The organism is Polynucleobacter sp. es-EL-1 (assembly GCF_018687975.1).
GTDB lineage: Bacteria > Pseudomonadota > Gammaproteobacteria > Burkholderiales > Burkholderiaceae > Polynucleobacter.
The window spans coordinates 763214-776986 of the sequence record NZ_CP061310.1 but is presented as its reverse complement, the minus strand read 5'-3'; the positions used below and the strand labels follow the sequence as shown (position 1 = coordinate 776986).

At 44.9% G+C, this 13773-nt stretch carries 15 protein-coding genes and 2 tRNA genes; 6 read left to right on the top strand and 11 right to left on the bottom strand.

Annotated elements, in window-relative coordinates:
* Positions 1-6 precede the first annotated feature (6 nt).
* Positions 7-354 (bottom strand): hypothetical protein, encoded by a 348-nt coding sequence (locus FD974_RS03930; RefSeq protein ID WP_215365991.1) that lies wholly within the window; start codon positions 352-354, stop codon positions 7-9.
* An 83-nt stretch (positions 355-437) separates the two neighbouring features.
* Here FD974_RS03930 and FD974_RS03925 point away from each other — a divergent pair, with 83 nt between their 5' ends.
* Positions 438-815, top strand: coding sequence for a carboxymuconolactone decarboxylase family protein (locus tag FD974_RS03925; RefSeq protein WP_215365989.1), 378 nt, complete (start codon positions 438-440; stop codon positions 813-815).
* Positions 816-823: 8 nt separating this feature from the next.
* Here the strand turns inward: FD974_RS03925 and FD974_RS03920 are convergent, their stop codons facing one another.
* Entirely contained in the window at positions 824-1432 is a 609-nt protein-coding gene (locus FD974_RS03920; RefSeq protein ID WP_215365987.1) for a glutathione S-transferase, read from the bottom strand.
* Between the two features lie 5 nt (positions 1433-1437).
* Positions 1438-2202: a sulfite exporter TauE/SafE family protein gene (locus FD974_RS03915; protein WP_215365985.1), complete on the bottom strand. Its 765-nt coding sequence runs from the start codon at positions 2200-2202 to the stop codon at positions 1438-1440.
* 313 nt (positions 2203-2515) lie between these two features.
* On the opposite strand from FD974_RS03915, the gene FD974_RS03910 reads away from it, so the two are divergent.
* Entirely contained in the window at positions 2516-3274 is a 759-nt protein-coding gene (locus FD974_RS03910) for a carbonic anhydrase (RefSeq protein ID WP_215365983.1), read from the top strand.
* Between the two features lie 257 nt (positions 3275-3531).
* Here FD974_RS03910 and FD974_RS03905 read toward each other — a convergent pair whose 3' ends face one another.
* From FD974_RS03905 to FD974_RS03895, 3 genes are all read right to left on the bottom strand, one after another.
* Positions 3532-4914, bottom strand: a complete 1383-nt coding sequence (locus tag FD974_RS03905; protein ID WP_215365980.1) for an autotransporter outer membrane beta-barrel domain-containing protein — start codon at positions 4912-4914, stop codon at positions 3532-3534.
* 437 nt (positions 4915-5351) lie between these two features.
* A tRNA-Arg gene (locus FD974_RS03900) sits at positions 5352-5428 on the bottom strand.
* Between the two features lie 38 nt (positions 5429-5466).
* A tRNA-Pro gene (locus tag FD974_RS03895) sits at positions 5467-5543 on the bottom strand.
* Between the two features lie 60 nt (positions 5544-5603).
* Here FD974_RS03895 and FD974_RS03890 point away from each other — a divergent pair.
* The gene (locus FD974_RS03890; RefSeq protein WP_215365978.1) at positions 5604-5969 is read left to right on the top strand and encodes a hypothetical protein; all 366 of its coding nucleotides are present in this window, start codon (positions 5604-5606) and stop codon (positions 5967-5969) included.
* Positions 5970-6057: 88 nt separating this feature from the next.
* Entirely contained in the window at positions 6058-8133 is a 2076-nt protein-coding gene (locus tag FD974_RS03885; protein WP_215365976.1) for a TonB-dependent receptor, read from the top strand.
* 7 nt (positions 8134-8140) lie between these two features.
* Here FD974_RS03885 and FD974_RS03880 read toward each other — a convergent pair whose 3' ends face one another.
* From FD974_RS03880 to FD974_RS03860, 5 genes are all read right to left on the bottom strand, one after another.
* Positions 8141-8668 (bottom strand): chromate transporter, encoded by a 528-nt coding sequence (locus FD974_RS03880; RefSeq protein WP_215365974.1) that lies wholly within the window; start codon positions 8666-8668, stop codon positions 8141-8143.
* A complete protein-coding gene (locus FD974_RS03875) occupies positions 8665-9231 on the bottom strand; it encodes a chromate transporter (RefSeq protein WP_215365971.1) in 567 nt (188 codons plus the stop codon). Before FD974_RS03875 ends, FD974_RS03880 begins: the two co-directional genes overlap by 4 nt.
* A 2-nt stretch (positions 9232-9233) precedes the next feature.
* Positions 9234-10061 carry a hypothetical protein gene (locus tag FD974_RS03870; RefSeq protein ID WP_215365969.1) on the bottom strand — a complete coding sequence of 276 codons (828 nt, stop codon included), beginning with the start codon at positions 10059-10061 and terminating at the stop codon, positions 9234-9236.
* Positions 10062-10111: 50 nt separating this feature from the next.
* Positions 10112-11017: a polyphosphate kinase 2 gene (gene ppk2 / locus FD974_RS03865; protein WP_215365967.1), complete on the bottom strand. Its 906-nt coding sequence runs from the start codon at positions 11015-11017 to the stop codon at positions 10112-10114.
* Positions 11018-11081: 64 nt separating this feature from the next.
* On the bottom strand, positions 11082-11855 hold the full coding sequence (locus FD974_RS03860; protein ID WP_215365965.1) for a 1-acyl-sn-glycerol-3-phosphate acyltransferase: 774 nt from the start codon (positions 11853-11855) through the stop codon (positions 11082-11084).
* A gap of 82 nt (positions 11856-11937) precedes the next feature.
* Here FD974_RS03860 and FD974_RS03855 point away from each other — a divergent pair, with 82 nt between their 5' ends.
* Together FD974_RS03855 and FD974_RS03850 are read left to right on the top strand one after the other, a co-directional pair.
* A complete protein-coding gene (locus tag FD974_RS03855) occupies positions 11938-12747 on the top strand; it encodes a UDP-2,3-diacylglucosamine diphosphatase (protein WP_371817128.1) in 810 nt (269 codons plus the stop codon).
* On the top strand, positions 12744-13772 hold the full coding sequence (locus tag FD974_RS03850) for a glycosyltransferase family 1 protein (RefSeq protein ID WP_215365963.1): 1029 nt from the start codon (positions 12744-12746) through the stop codon (positions 13770-13772). The genes FD974_RS03855 and FD974_RS03850 overlap by 4 nt, the downstream gene beginning before the upstream one ends.
* Position 13773 lies beyond the last annotated feature (1 nt).

Here is a 13773-nt window from a genome sequence, read left to right as displayed (position 1 = left end):
TGCTACTTATGGGGCTGGGCATGGCATTAAAGCGCCAGACTTTTGATGCAAACTAGGCTTGCACTCTACCGGTGCAGCCAAGGGCTTTACAAGACTTGACTGAGAAATTGCAGTTGACCCAGAAGCGGACTCCCGGGTGGGTGCCGGGGCTTTTGTATTCAGCGCAGGAATCGACCTATAAAACTCTTTGTCCGAACCCGGACAAGGCATCAGCGCCCCTGTTTTGGGATTGATCTGCGATTTGCATTGCGGGTCAGCTTGCAAACGCGCCTCCAACTTATCTGCCGAGCAGGCCACTAAAGTGCCCAGAGAAATTAATGTGATCAGAATGCTGCGGGCTTGTCTATTGTTCATCTGAATCATTCTAGGCTAAACCCGAGACTCTGAATAGTGGCAATATAGCGTCATTCATCACGCTCAAACTAAAAGGAATAATCATGAATAAAGAGGCATTTGAAAAAGGCTTAAAAACCCGTCGTGAGGTATTAGGTGCAGAGTATGTCGACAACTCCATTAAAAATGCAGATGCATTTAATATGCCGATGCAAGAATTGGTTACCGAATATTGTTGGAATGAAATCTGGAATCGTCCTGGTTTAGATCGCAAAACTCGCAGCATCATTAATCTGTCTATGATCACTGCCTTAAATCGCCCTCATGAACTGAAGCTTCATGTGAAAGGCGCTATCAATAACGGACTCACTAAGGAAGATATCCAAGAAATCTTTTTGCAAACCGCAATTTATTGCGGTGTCCCTGCTGCAATTGATAGCTTTCGTTGCGCCAAAGAAGTCTTTAAAGAGATGGGTATATAAGTAAGCTATCAATCATGCCAGCTGGGATACTTTTGCATCACCGAGAGAAATAGCTCAGATTGAAGATGCCTGTTCAACCATTGCTGTACAGAATGTAACGGCAAGCTAGCAAACCTTTGGGGATCGACCATGGCAAATTGGCGAATGAATGGAAAGATAGCGATATCAACATAAGTCATTCGGTCACCCAATAGATACTGCTGCACCTTAAGCGCCTCCTCCAGTGGCACGAGCATCTCGTTCAATGGGCTTTGTAGAACCTCATCTGGCTTGCACTCTGGGTAGCGATTGGGATACTTGTATTGGTCAAGCAAAACCTTAAATGGGCCATCATTGCGATCAATCCAAATTTGGGCTACTCGCTCATCAACAGTTCCCCATCCATCAGGGTCTGTCTTTGTTAGAGCCCAACGCATGATGTCTATGCTTTGTTCGAGCACCAGGTCATCCACCGTGAAAACCGGTACCGTTCCCTTAGGGGATATTGCTAACATCGATTGCGGCTTATTACGCAATTCAATTTCTCGATGTTCGTATTTAATATCGGCGTACTTTAAGGCCATGCGAGCACGCATGGCGTAAGGACATCTGCGATAGGAATACAAAATTGGCAACATGCCTATTACATTAGCTCGTGAAAATACTGAATACCTAAGTGGATTAACTCTAACAAAATCACTGCCACCAAAAAGCGGAATGTCCATGCCTTAGCCAAGGGGTTTAAGGACAGCCTCGCACCTAAGAAAGCTCCTGCGATGCTACCAAGCGCCATTAATCCGCCAACCTCCCAATTGACCTCTCCCTTGATTGAGAATGATGTCAAAGCAATGGCAGAGGTTACAAGGATGGCTAAATTTTTATAGGCATTTGCCTTTACTAATGGCAAATGAATGAATGCAATCAAGGCCAATAGCATATAAGTTGCGCCATCAAGAACGATTAACCCCAGCCAAAAGCCGACCGCAAATAGAACCAAAACCTCAAAATAGCGAAAACGTACACCCTCTTCAAATTCTTTTTCGATTAATTTCTTTAGGCCAGAGAAGATTAATAGAAACGCGCAAAGTACCGCAATGGTAATAAGGAGCTTTATGTCCTGTTCAGGCATATATTCTGCAAGTGCTGAACCAGCAATACTGCCAATAGCAGTGGGGGTCAGAATCTTAAAAGCCAACTTCCAATCGATCACACCAGCACGGAAAAACGTAATAGAAGCAATGAGCGCGCCAACTAATACCGGAACACGATTGGTGGCATTGGCCATAGATGGGGCAAAACCCATAAACATTAATAGAGGAAGAGTGACGGCAGAGCCACTTGAAGCTACCGTATTGAGAAATCCGCAAACTAAGCCGGCACCCACGGCTAATAAAAGTTCTATTGGCATTTCGAGCCTAATCTGTGTGAATCTCCAGTCTACTCCATAGAAATGCAATTTTGTAAAACGGCGGTTGAAATCTGCAATATGATTTCTAGCCAACCCAGTCACCATTAAACCTGGTTCTTACAGCGACTCCTAACTATCACCCGCCCATTAATGAATAAATTGGGTGGCTTTTTTAAAACTATGCATATGAAATGATTGGTATAAGATCTAGAAAGGTGTTAACTGTCACGCAGTCAGGTATGCGTCAATTCCGGATTTAGCTAAATAGTTGTACTCACTTCAATTGAAATAAATCTTATTAGGAAGATGGCTTATGTGCACCCTATGTAACGCTAATAAAATAAATGGAGCTTCTCAATCACCGAATGATCCACTTCGGCGAACTGTTCTAAGGTCGGCAGGTCTGCTTTCTGTTGGCGGACTCATAGCATCGGCAGGCGTTGCATTTGCTCAACCCGCCAATCCCCCTAAATCGGAAAATGTCCTTAATCCGGATCAAGCGCTTTCTCGCCTCATGGCAGGCAATGCTGTTTATGTAAAAAGTAAAACATTGCAAATCAATGTAGATGAAACAAGGGGCGCCCTTGCCCGCGGTCAAAATCCTTACGCTTGTATCCTCAGTTGCGCCGACTCTCGCATTAGTCCTGAGTTAGCATTCAACGAAGAGCGCGGCGACCTCTTTGTAGCGCGTGTAGCCGGTAACTTTGTTAACACAGATATTTTGGCCAGCTTGGAATACGGGACTGCCGTTCTAGGCGCTCCCTTAATCATGGTTTTAGGGCATACGAGCTGTGGTGCGATTGACGCTTCAATAAAGGCATATACACAAAATGCATCTTTCCCAGGGCACATTCAAGCTTTAACCACAGCGCTTGCTCCAGCCGTTAGAGAGGCTAGCAAAAAATCCAAGGGCAAGGACCTCATTAACGCAGCTACGGTTGAAAATGTTCGACTAAATGTTGAAAGACTAAAGGAGTCAAACCCCATATTGAGCGAGCGAGTAAAGAAAGGGAATCTTAAGATTGTCGGAGCAATTTACGATTTACCGAGCGGGCGCGTAAATCTTATTTAATTCAGCTTGATGCGAACTTAAATAGAGCTGCTGTGGGCGTACTTTAGTAGCACTAAACTGAGGAAATTTGGCCTGCCCAGCACGATTCGAACGTGCGACCTACGCCTTAGAGAGTATTAGAGAAGGCTTGGATGTAAGTGCTAGATGTGAATTTTAAGCTCGCCATTTAGGTGGATACTGCAGCGGCGAAACAATACAACAAAAAACCTGCCAAAGCAGGTCTCTCACGAAAAGTAATAAAGCCAGACGGCTTATCTTTACAAACCAATCGTATATGTCGCCATCACAGTAGTTGTTGAGACTGCTTGAAATGGCTCTTGACGATAAATGCCGGTTACTCCTAAACGCTGATTCTTGACGATGTCATAGTAGGCGCCCACAGTTGCAGTTGGTCTAGTTTTGACCGGATTTGGATTAAAGTTCACTGGGTTTAATGCCCCAATAGAAGAATTGCTAGCGTTATACGAGCCATTAGCGGTATTGGTATCGGTTTCTACACCAGCACTAGCAAATAGAGTAGTTTTGGGAATACCTCTATATTTAGCTTCTGCACCAGCTAAGGCAGTAGTTGCATTGGTATTAAGCGCCCCATATGCTAATGGTGCGGTAACGGCTGAAGAGGTTGCTTCGGTATAGCTTCCCATATTGTTCTGGGTATAACGAATGCCAGCATAAGGAGACACCACCACATCTTGCATCACACCAAAGCCATATTTGACTACTGCTTGTGCGCCTTGGCTTGTTAAGTTTGAACCACCACTGCCTGCTTCAGAAGCATCTGCGCCAGTACCTACTACCCCACGATTAACGGTTGTGCTTTTTTGACCATAAGCTGCTGAGACTTTAACTTCTGCGCCAATTCCATCAGGACGCTCACTCCACACACCAAAGAGTCCCATCATGGGAGTGTTGTTGCCTAATTGAACTGCGCCTGGACCACTTACAGATAAGTTCTGGTCTGCATAAGCGCCAATACGAGAATTATTCTTGTCTAAACGATAAGAGGCAATGATTAAGCCACTCGTGTTGTTTATGCCTTGGGCTTGCACTGCAGTATTACGACCACCAGCAGATACACAGATACCATGCTTATCAAATACAGGGCAGTCATACGTAAAGCTATTGACCATCACAGTATTTTGCAAAGTAAATGTACCTTGCAAGATAGCTGAGCTGTTAATTAAAGATTGGTTAGTGTTGGCTATAGAAGGCCCAAGATTCATTATTTGAAAGTAAGTAAGGAGTAATTGCTCACCATCCGCAGTCATGAATTCAAAATAAGAATTTCCTCCCCCGCTATATCCAGAGGCGGGAAAATAATTAAAATCTCCCGAAACTGAATTTGATAAGCCATATGTGTTACCACTGCCTAGGGCTTGACCGATTAGCTGGGCATTCAAATTGAGGGCGGTAGGAGTCCAGAGATAAAATGTCCCACCATTGTTAGCTAACGAAATTGTAGACGCGCCACTTGCACCATTAATTGTCATGGTGAAAGCAGACACTCCGACGCTAGTGGATGGTGAAGCGCTACCAGGACCTGAATCTGGAACAGTTAAATAAGATAGGCCAGTTGAATCTAGCGTAATAGAGCCTATTGCTGTTGCAGAGTTTCCAAAGCTAGCTCCAGACCATTCCAACTGGAAAGTCGAATCAGCAAATACATTATATGAACCAAAAAAAGTTAAAAAGGCGCAAAAATTTAGGAGGTTTTTTTTGGGGGGCTGGATTTTCATAAGTGGGGCTAAAAATTTAATGCAATTTTTTATGCATAACAGTGAAGTATAACTATCATTCATGGCATATTTAATGCCCTTCACAATATTCAACTAAAAAACAACCAAATAAGATTCCTTTAATGCTTTTCGTGAATCTAGTCGGGTTCAGCTATATCAATAGAGCAGACTGCCGATACCCCCCTATCAAGCCCAACAAGACAGAAATCTGGACAAGTAGTTGGACAACAAACTGGCGTTTTGGACAAGTTTTCGCTATATTGGTCAACTAAGCGAATGCTGTCTCAAAAAGTGAGATTGACTGCAAAGCGTTGATTTAGAAGGATGAGGCAGAACTATGTTGGCCTGCCCAGCACGATTCGAACGTGCGACCTACGCCTTAGAAGGGCGTTGCTCTATCCAGCTGAGCTATAGGCAGTATGTACTGGGACTGAAATTCGTAAAACTAAAGAAAAGTGGTCGGAGTACAAGGATTCGAACCTTGGACCCCCTGCTCCCAAAGCAGGTGCGCTACCAGGCTGCGCTACACTCCGACGGAATCGATATTCTACACCGAGAAGGCTCACAGGGGCAAATACTGTAAGATATCGTCCATGGTCGCCTCATTTTTAAGCAAAAATAGCAAACAATTCCGTGGATGGATTTTCCTCGGTTTTCTGCTAGCTAGCTTAATTGGCACGCACTGGGTTGGCTTTGCTCACAGCATTAATCACTCCGGTATTCACGCTCAAAATATTGAGCTAAGCTGCCATGATCAGAACCCAAATGCACAGCATGGTTCAGCTACCTGTCACCTGCTGGATGCCCTGACCCTTGCTGGTTTTATTGCGTCCGATAGCAATACTTTTATTGGCACCAAGCCTGCCAACCAAACGCTAAATGCATCTGATTCTTCTAGAGCAGATCGCATTCATGTTGAGCTATATCAATCTAGAGCCCCACCCTCTTTCACTCTGTAAATCTCCTAAATAATCCAAACGTTTTGTTTGGTAATTTATTTTATTTCGCCATTCCCGGTGAATGCGCGTATTTGAGTGAAAGAATGCAATGTACCCAATTCATAAAAATGTAGCTAAGCACAAGCTAATCTACATTCTCGTTTCAAGCCTTGTTAGCACAAGTGCTTTAGCCCAATCTGAAGCTTCATTAGAAGTAACCGCCACTGGATCACAAGAGGCCACCCAAAGTATTTTGACGCCAACCAAGATTTTGCAGGGGGATGAACTCCTGAATAAATTAGGCACTACTCTTGGAGCTACCATTGCCAATGAGCTTGGTGTATCAGCAACAGGATATGGCGCAGGGTCATCTCGTCCCGTGATTCGAGGTCTTGAAGGTCCCCGTGTCCAAATTTTGCAAAATGGTCTGTCTGTGGGTGATGTATCCAACATCTCACAGGATCATGCCGTTGGTAACAATATGCAAAATACGCATCAGATTGAGATCTTGCGTGGCGCTGCTGCTCTGCTCTATGGCTCAGGCTCAAGCGGTGGTTTGGTCAACGTGGTTAATGATCGTATTTTGACCAATCTTCCAGATCGTCCAACTGGCGCTGTCAACACCAGCTATGAGACCGTTAATAACGGTAGAGCTGGAGCCCTAGAGGTAGATGGGGCATTTGGTTCAGTAGCGGTGCACGTTGATACGGCAATCAATAATGCGAACAATTACACCATTCCTGGAAACTCAATTCAGTCGCCAGGCGGATGGACAGTTCCAGCTGAAGGCGCTGATGCCACTAACTACACTGGCAAGCTACCCAATACTTTTAGCAATCAAAATAATCTCGGCGTTGGCGCATCCTATATTGGAAAATCGGGCTATACCGGTATTTCGATTGAGCGCTTGAATAATAACTATGGAATTCCAACGCCCGAAGGCGGATCGATTAATCAATCCCAAAATCGCTACGATTTACAACATCAGACACGCGATCCTTTTGCAGGGTTCTCCTCTTTTAAATTTAGTGCTGCCAACACGAATTACAACCATACTGAATTTAATAACCAAGGGGAAGCAGCCTCCCAATGGAAGAATCTTGCCAATGAAGCGCGTTTTGAATTAACGCATAACCCCCTGGCGGGCTGGAAAGGTACCTTTGGCGCACAAGTGACCGCATCATCTTTAAATGCTACTGAAGTGGGCTCTGGAAGTTATGCGATTGTTCCACCAACCAAGACTAATTCCAATGCGCTATTTTGGATTGAAGAAGGTAGATGGAATTCCCTGCAAGGTAACTTAGGGCTACGTTATAACAACGTTGCGCAAAAACCAAACTTAGGCACAGAGTTAGTTCCAGAGCCAATGAATACTGGTGCAGATACACCGAGCATTACGCTGCAAAATCGGACATTCAATTTAATGTCCTACTCTGCGGGTGGCCTATGGAACTTTATGCAAGGTCATGGAGCTGGTGTTGCTTACACTGTTTCCCAGCGTGCACCGAGCGCTCAAGAGCTTTACTCTTACGGCGCACATGAATCTACAGCAACCTTTGATATTGGCAATCCCAATCTCAATAAAGAAACTTCGCACAACTTAGAATTTAATATCCAAAAGACTAGCGGCTTATTACGCGGTAAAGCCAGTCTTTATGCCAATCGCTTTAATAACTACATCTATGGTTTTTATACTGGTGAGTCCGTTCCAGAGGTAGAAGACTTCTCAGTAGTAGTTGCACAGCAGGCAGCAGCTACCATTAAAGGTATTGAGGGTGAGTTAACCTATAACTGGCGTCAGCATGGTGTTGGTGGGCGTATTTTTGGTGATGCCTCCCAAGGAACATTTGATGCTGGTGGAAACCTGCCACTTCAACCAGCTCCTCGCTTAGGCGCTGAAATTGCCCATCAGCGTAATGGCTGGCTCACCAATGCAACTTACATCTATAGCTATCAGCAAAATAGATTGGCCGCATGGGAACAAGGTCCCGCACCAAGTTACAACCTCTTGAATGCAGGCATCTCATACACAGAGAAGATTAAGGATGTGAATTGGACTGTGTATATGAATTTGAAGAACTTACTCAATGAGCAAATTCGTTATGCCACCACACCAATGGCTGTGAGACTATACGCTCCACAACCAGGGAGAAGTGTTATGGTGGGCTTAAGAGGTACTTTCTAAACAGAGACTATTTCAAATACGCCATCAGTAATGCACCAAGTCCTCCAGAACCCAAAATAACCAGTACCGGGTTAATTTTGGTTCTGAGGATGAGGTAAAAAGTTATTAAAGCTAGCGCTGCAGTCACTCCCCCTACAACAGAAGCCTTGCCCACAGCATAGACTCCGGAAGCCATGAGGCCGATTGAAATAGGTTCCAATGCATTTTGAATGGAACGTCTCCAAGGATTTTCCCCAAAACGATTCCACAGACGGCCAACATAAAAACACAAGAAACTCGATGGCAAGAAAAAGGAGAGTAATACCACTCCTGCCCCTATCAGCCCTGCAATTTGATAGCCAATCACGAGGACCATCAACATATTAGGTCCCGGTGCTAGCTGGCCGATACTATAAATATGAACAAATTGGGTGTGATTAATACCAAACTGCTGCGCTAAGACTGTTTGCATCTCCGGCAATACCGCAGTTCCCCCACCCACTGCCAGAATCGACAGTAAGGCAAAGCTCAGTGCCAGGTGAATCAATGCACTCATGCTTTTTTACTCGGACGATATAGATACAGAGAAATCGGCGCCATAATCAAAATGACATAAGGCAAAGATAGCTTGGCAATACTCATCAACAAAAAGGTGCAAATAATGATGAGTAAAGACTGTAGATGTCGCCAATGATCGCTACCAATCTTATAGGTGATCGCAGCCAAAAGTCCGGTTGCCGCAGCGGCAATCCCAGCCAAAACATAGTTGACCAACGGATGGTCGGCTGCACTCGCATAGATGATGCCTACGGCCAATACAAAGATAGACCCAGGCAGAATAAGACCCAAGGTGGCAGTAATTGCACCCAAGGCACCCCGCAAATGGTCCCCAGCGATCACTGCGAGGTTTACAGAATTGAGACCTGGCATGGTCTGGCTGATGGCCAGATAGGCCATGAACTCATCTGCTGAGAGCCACTTGCGTTTCTCAACCAATAAGATGCGTTCATAGGCAATGATTCCACCGCCAAAGCTAACCGCACCAATGATGAAAAATTGGACGAAGAGATCCTTTAAGCTTGGTACCCCAACATTGACGGTCTCGATATCTGAACCCATTGCTATTCAGGCTTTCCGTAAACCAAAGCCGTTTTGGTGCTGCCAATTTCCAACCAACTCTCAAGCTCAACTTGGAGTTTTTTAAAGAACTTATCAGCCCGCTTATGCGCCTTAGCCTGTCCTCTATTGGCGTCATTGACGCGATAGGAAAATGCTAGCTCGCCAACAATCGGATCGCCAACACTTCTCATCCAGATAGCGATTTCACAATGGGCCTGAACTCCATCACCAAAGACTAAATTACCAATCGGTAAACATGCCTCCAGAATCTTATTGGTATTGCCACCAACAATGCGCAGTGGTTTCTTCTTATCAATAGGCAACTTAGCCAAGCCAGGGAAAAACTTAGTGACACTGGATAAGGATCGCTCAAAGAGACTGTCGATTGGTACCGCATCTAAGATGGCGTTATTGGAGTAGATAGATCTGCTTGAGCCAATCGCATCGCCTCGAAGAATTTCTTCTTTAAAACGTAAGCGCGATTTAACTGATTTTTTTGGCACAGGGTTAAATAGAGTGGATTTTTCAATATCACCCGTGCGGCACTTAAGGGTGACCTCACACCAATCATCAACCCAAATATTTTGGCGAGACTCTCGTACTCGAAGAATCACATTATTGAGGCGAAAATCCTCGCCTGGGGTGTCGTAGAAGTAGATGCTACGTAAACCGGTTGCAGCATTATCCAGGTGGAAAAAATCGACTTTGTTTTTCTTGCAGAAATTGAGAATCTGATCGCTTAATGCGGTAATTTTGCTCCGTCTATCAAGACCCTGAGGCTTGATCAGGAGCTTAAATTCCCGATTGGTAATTTCTAGCTTTGACTTCAATGTTTATCTCCCACTTATTATTAATGAGAGATTAACACCCTCTACGCAAACTAGTAAATCTCAGGAACGTACATTTCCTTAGGAACTGGGCCTCGTAGGTAATCGGGGTTATGAACCCTTGCTGGCAAGGTAATCACTGGATGATCAATCTCCTGATAAGGAATCTGATCCAGGAGATGTGAGATGCAATTGAGACGCGCTTTTTTCTTATCATTAGCAGCAACAACCCACCAAGGTGCCTCTGGTATAGAGGTGCGTTCTAACATGATTTCTTTTGCCTTGGTATAAGCCTCCCATAAGCGCCGTGCCTCTAGATCCATGGGGCTGAGTTTCCATTGCTTCAGCGGATCGTGAATGCGCATCATGAAGCGGTTATATTGCTCATCATCAGAAATAGAGAACCAGTATTTGATGAGAATAATTCCGGAGCGAATAATCATCCGCTCAAACTCGGGGACTGTGCGCAAAAACTCCTCGTACTCAGCATCCGTGCAAAAACCCATGACCTTCTCAACACCAGCGCGGTTATACCAACTGCGGTCAAATAAAACGATCTCTCCACCAGCGGGCAGGTTAGCAACATAACGCTGAAAGTACCATTGGGTCTTTTCCCGCTCACTTGGTGCGGTAAGTGCAACAACCTTACAAACCCGTGGATTGAGTCGCTGGGTAATCCGCTTAATAGCGCCGCCCTTACCTGCAGAATCACGCCCTTCAAATAAAACGGCAACCTTAAGATTATTCTCCACAACCCAGTCTTGAAGCTTTACCAGCTCACCTTGCAGTCTAAATAATTCCTTAAAGTAAACATTTCTGGGGATAACTGAGCCACTGCCACCATCTTGCGAGAGGCGATCATCATCGAGCTCCATTTCGAGCTCTTCATCCATACTATCCAAAATTTCTTCTTGAGCACGCCGATACCACTCGGCCATCTCATTGTGTTTTGACGTCATTTATTCCTCTAAGGCTTTTTATCTTTGTATTCTAAGAGTATGACATTTTTATTACATATGCCTCTTACAAGGTTTGGGCGATCGATTCCTGACAGTACGCTGCCACCTGTTTGCGATCAGAATCCCCCAAAATCGATGGGGCATAAGGCATCAGAAAGCGCACCTGAACTACCAATCCAGGATCTTGAATCACCCTAGACATGGATTCCAAAAGCCCCATATCCCCTATAAATGCCGGGGAATCACTCCTCAAACCCGTTCTTCTACTGAAATAGCGAATGGAAAGCGGATAAATTGGACATTTCGCAGCTAAGGCGGACTCAAAGAGATTGGGCTTAAAAGGTAATACCTGAGCCCCGTTAGTCGAGGTTCCTTCCGGGAAAATGCAAATGGATTCGGTTTTGAGCACTTCTGCCATTTGCTCCACTACTTGCCTAGCATGACGCGCACTGTCCCGACGAATAAAAACTGTTCCCAACTGCTTTGCCATCCAACCAAAAATTGGCCAAGATCTTACCTCTGACTTGGCAACAAAACGAATGGGTTTACAGGCATTAATGGCATGAATATCCAGCCAAGAAATGTGATTTGCTGCAAATAAGGCAGGCGCAGATGTCACATTTTCTCTACCAATCACTACCAACTTCAGTTTAAAAATATTCAGTAGTCGTTCAGACCATAGCCGAATCTTGCGATCTTTTTGCGATTGACTGATAAACGGAAAGATGAAGGAGAGCGTAAAAACACCAGCAAGTACATGAACGAGCACCCTCACCCAAACCAAAATGGGGAATATCTTGCCGGGTGAAGTTTCATCTACCGATGTATGAAGGGTCATAAGCTCAGAATATAAATCAAGTCATCAAACTGACTTAAAAGTGTCATGAGGCCTTCATAAATAGTGGGCTTAATCTGTAAACATGATGCACTACCGAGCTATCTGGATTTCAGATGTACACCTGGGAACTTCAGGGTGTCAGGCAAAGTACCTCCTGGATTTCTTAAAGCACAATGAGGCGGATACACTTTACTTAGTCGGTGACATCATCGATGGCTGGCGATTAAAGCAATCATTCTACTGGCCTCAGGCACACAATGACGTAGTACAAAAGTTGCTACGTAAAGCCCGTAAAGGTGCTGAAGTCATTTACATCCCGGGTAATCATGATGAAGCTGCAAGGCAATACTTTGGCATGTCATTTGGAGATATCAAAGTAGAAGAAGAAGTAATTCATACCCTCTTGGATGGACGCAAGCTTTGGGTAACCCACGGCGACCTATTTGATGGCGTCATGCAATACGCTAAATGGCTAGCCTATGTAGGCGACTCACTCTATTCATTCATTCTCTATATCAACCGCTACTTCAATATGCTGCGAGTCAAGATGGGCTTACAGTATTGGTCGCTCTCCCAGTATCTAAAGCATCAAGTGAAAAATGCAGTCAGCTATATTGCCGACTTTGAGCACATTATGGCCAGAGAGGCTCGCATCAGAAATTGTGATGGCGTAGTCTGTGGCCATATTCATAAAGCCGAGATCCGTGAAATCGACGGACTGCTGTATTGCAACGATGGTGATTGGGTTGAAAGCCTATCAGCCTTAGTTGAGACCGCCACTGGTGAACTAAAAATTATCTACTGGACACACATTAAAGGTGACCCAGTGCAACAAATAGAAGTTACACATCAACCTGCTATTGAAGCAGTTATCGAAGAGGCTACTGTATGAAGATAATGATTATTACTGATGCATGGGATCCGCAAGTCAATGGCGTTGTGAGAACGCTCAAACAAACGCGTGCTGAATTGATTGGGATGGGCCATGAAGTAGAAATGATCACTCCTACTGGCTTTAAATCTATTCCATGCCCTACTTATCCAGATATCGCGCTGTCGTTATTTCCCGGTAAAGAAGTGGCACGCAGAATTAAAGAGTTTGCTCCTGACGCAATCCATATTGCTACCGAAGGTCCCCTAGGTCTCTCAGCACGCGCTTATGCGGTCAAAAATAATCTCCCCTTCTCTACTGCGTACCACACCCGTTTTCCAGAGTACGTTAAGGCCCGCACCGGAATTCCATTAGCAATTACTTATGCCTTTATTCGCTGGTTCCATGGCCAATCAATGGCGGTCATGGCTCCCACTATTGTGGTTCAAAATGACTTAGAAAAGTACGGACTCAAAAATGTGGTGCTCTGGTCACGCGGAGTGGATCTCGATATCTTCAAAATGCAAGATTCTAAAGCACTCAATAGTGCTCACCCGATTTTTCTATATGTTGGACGCGTTGCCGTAGAGAAAAATATCAATGCATTCTTAGAGATCGATTTACCAGGCTCTAAATGGGTAGTTGGCGATGGTCCTGCTATGGCAGAGATTAAACAAAAATATCCCAATATCAATTACCTAGGCGTTTTACAGCAAGATGAGCTGGCCAAGGTATATGCAGCTGCTGATGTCTTTGTATTTCCGAGTAAAACCGATACCTTTGGTCTAGTCTTATTAGAAGCGATGGCCTGTGGTACTCCCGTTGCCGCATACCCTGTCACTGGTCCAATTGATGTTCTCGGGGATTCGCCGGCAGGCGCAATGCACGAGGACCTGCGGGAAGCTTGTATGCAGGCTTTGCGTATTCCCCGTGAGACTGCTAGAGCCCATGCTGAGAAATTCTCTTGGAGGGCTGCCTCAGAGCAATTTGCCAAGCATCTCAAACCCGTGCCTTCTGCACAAGTTCATGTTACCGCCTTAGCTTAAG

Bases quoted from the DNA above. Each gene is read 5' to 3' on its own strand.
- FD974_RS03885 (WP_215365976.1), top strand. From the start codon at position 6,058: ATGTACCCAATTCATAAAAATGTAGCTAAGCACAAGCTAATCTACATT.
- FD974_RS03930 (WP_215365991.1), bottom strand. From the start codon at position 354: ATGAACAATAGACAAGCCCGCAGCATTCTGATCACATTAATTTCTCTG.
- ppk2 (WP_215365967.1), bottom strand. From the start codon at position 11,017: ATGACGTCAAAACACAATGAGATGGCCGAGTGGTATCGGCGTGCTCAA.
- FD974_RS03880 (WP_215365974.1), bottom strand. From the start codon at position 8,668: ATGAGTGCATTGATTCACCTGGCACTGAGCTTTGCCTTACTGTCGATT.
- FD974_RS03855 (WP_371817128.1), top strand. From the start codon at position 11,938: ATGATGCACTACCGAGCTATCTGGATTTCAGATGTACACCTGGGAACT.
- FD974_RS03910 (WP_215365983.1), top strand. From the start codon at position 2,516: ATGTGCACCCTATGTAACGCTAATAAAATAAATGGAGCTTCTCAATCA.
- FD974_RS03915 (WP_215365985.1), bottom strand. From the start codon at position 2,202: ATGCCAATAGAACTTTTATTAGCCGTGGGTGCCGGCTTAGTTTGCGGA.
- FD974_RS03875 (WP_215365971.1), bottom strand. From the start codon at position 9,231: ATGGGTTCAGATATCGAGACCGTCAATGTTGGGGTACCAAGCTTAAAG.
- FD974_RS03890 (WP_215365978.1), top strand. From the start codon at position 5,604: ATGGTCGCCTCATTTTTAAGCAAAAATAGCAAACAATTCCGTGGATGG.
- FD974_RS03920 (WP_215365987.1), bottom strand. From the start codon at position 1,432: ATGTTGCCAATTTTGTATTCCTATCGCAGATGTCCTTACGCCATGCGT.
- FD974_RS03850 (WP_215365963.1), top strand. From the start codon at position 12,744: ATGAAGATAATGATTATTACTGATGCATGGGATCCGCAAGTCAATGGC.
- FD974_RS03925 (WP_215365989.1), top strand. From the start codon at position 438: ATGAATAAAGAGGCATTTGAAAAAGGCTTAAAAACCCGTCGTGAGGTA.
- FD974_RS03860 (WP_215365965.1), bottom strand. From the start codon at position 11,855: ATGACCCTTCATACATCGGTAGATGAAACTTCACCCGGCAAGATATTC.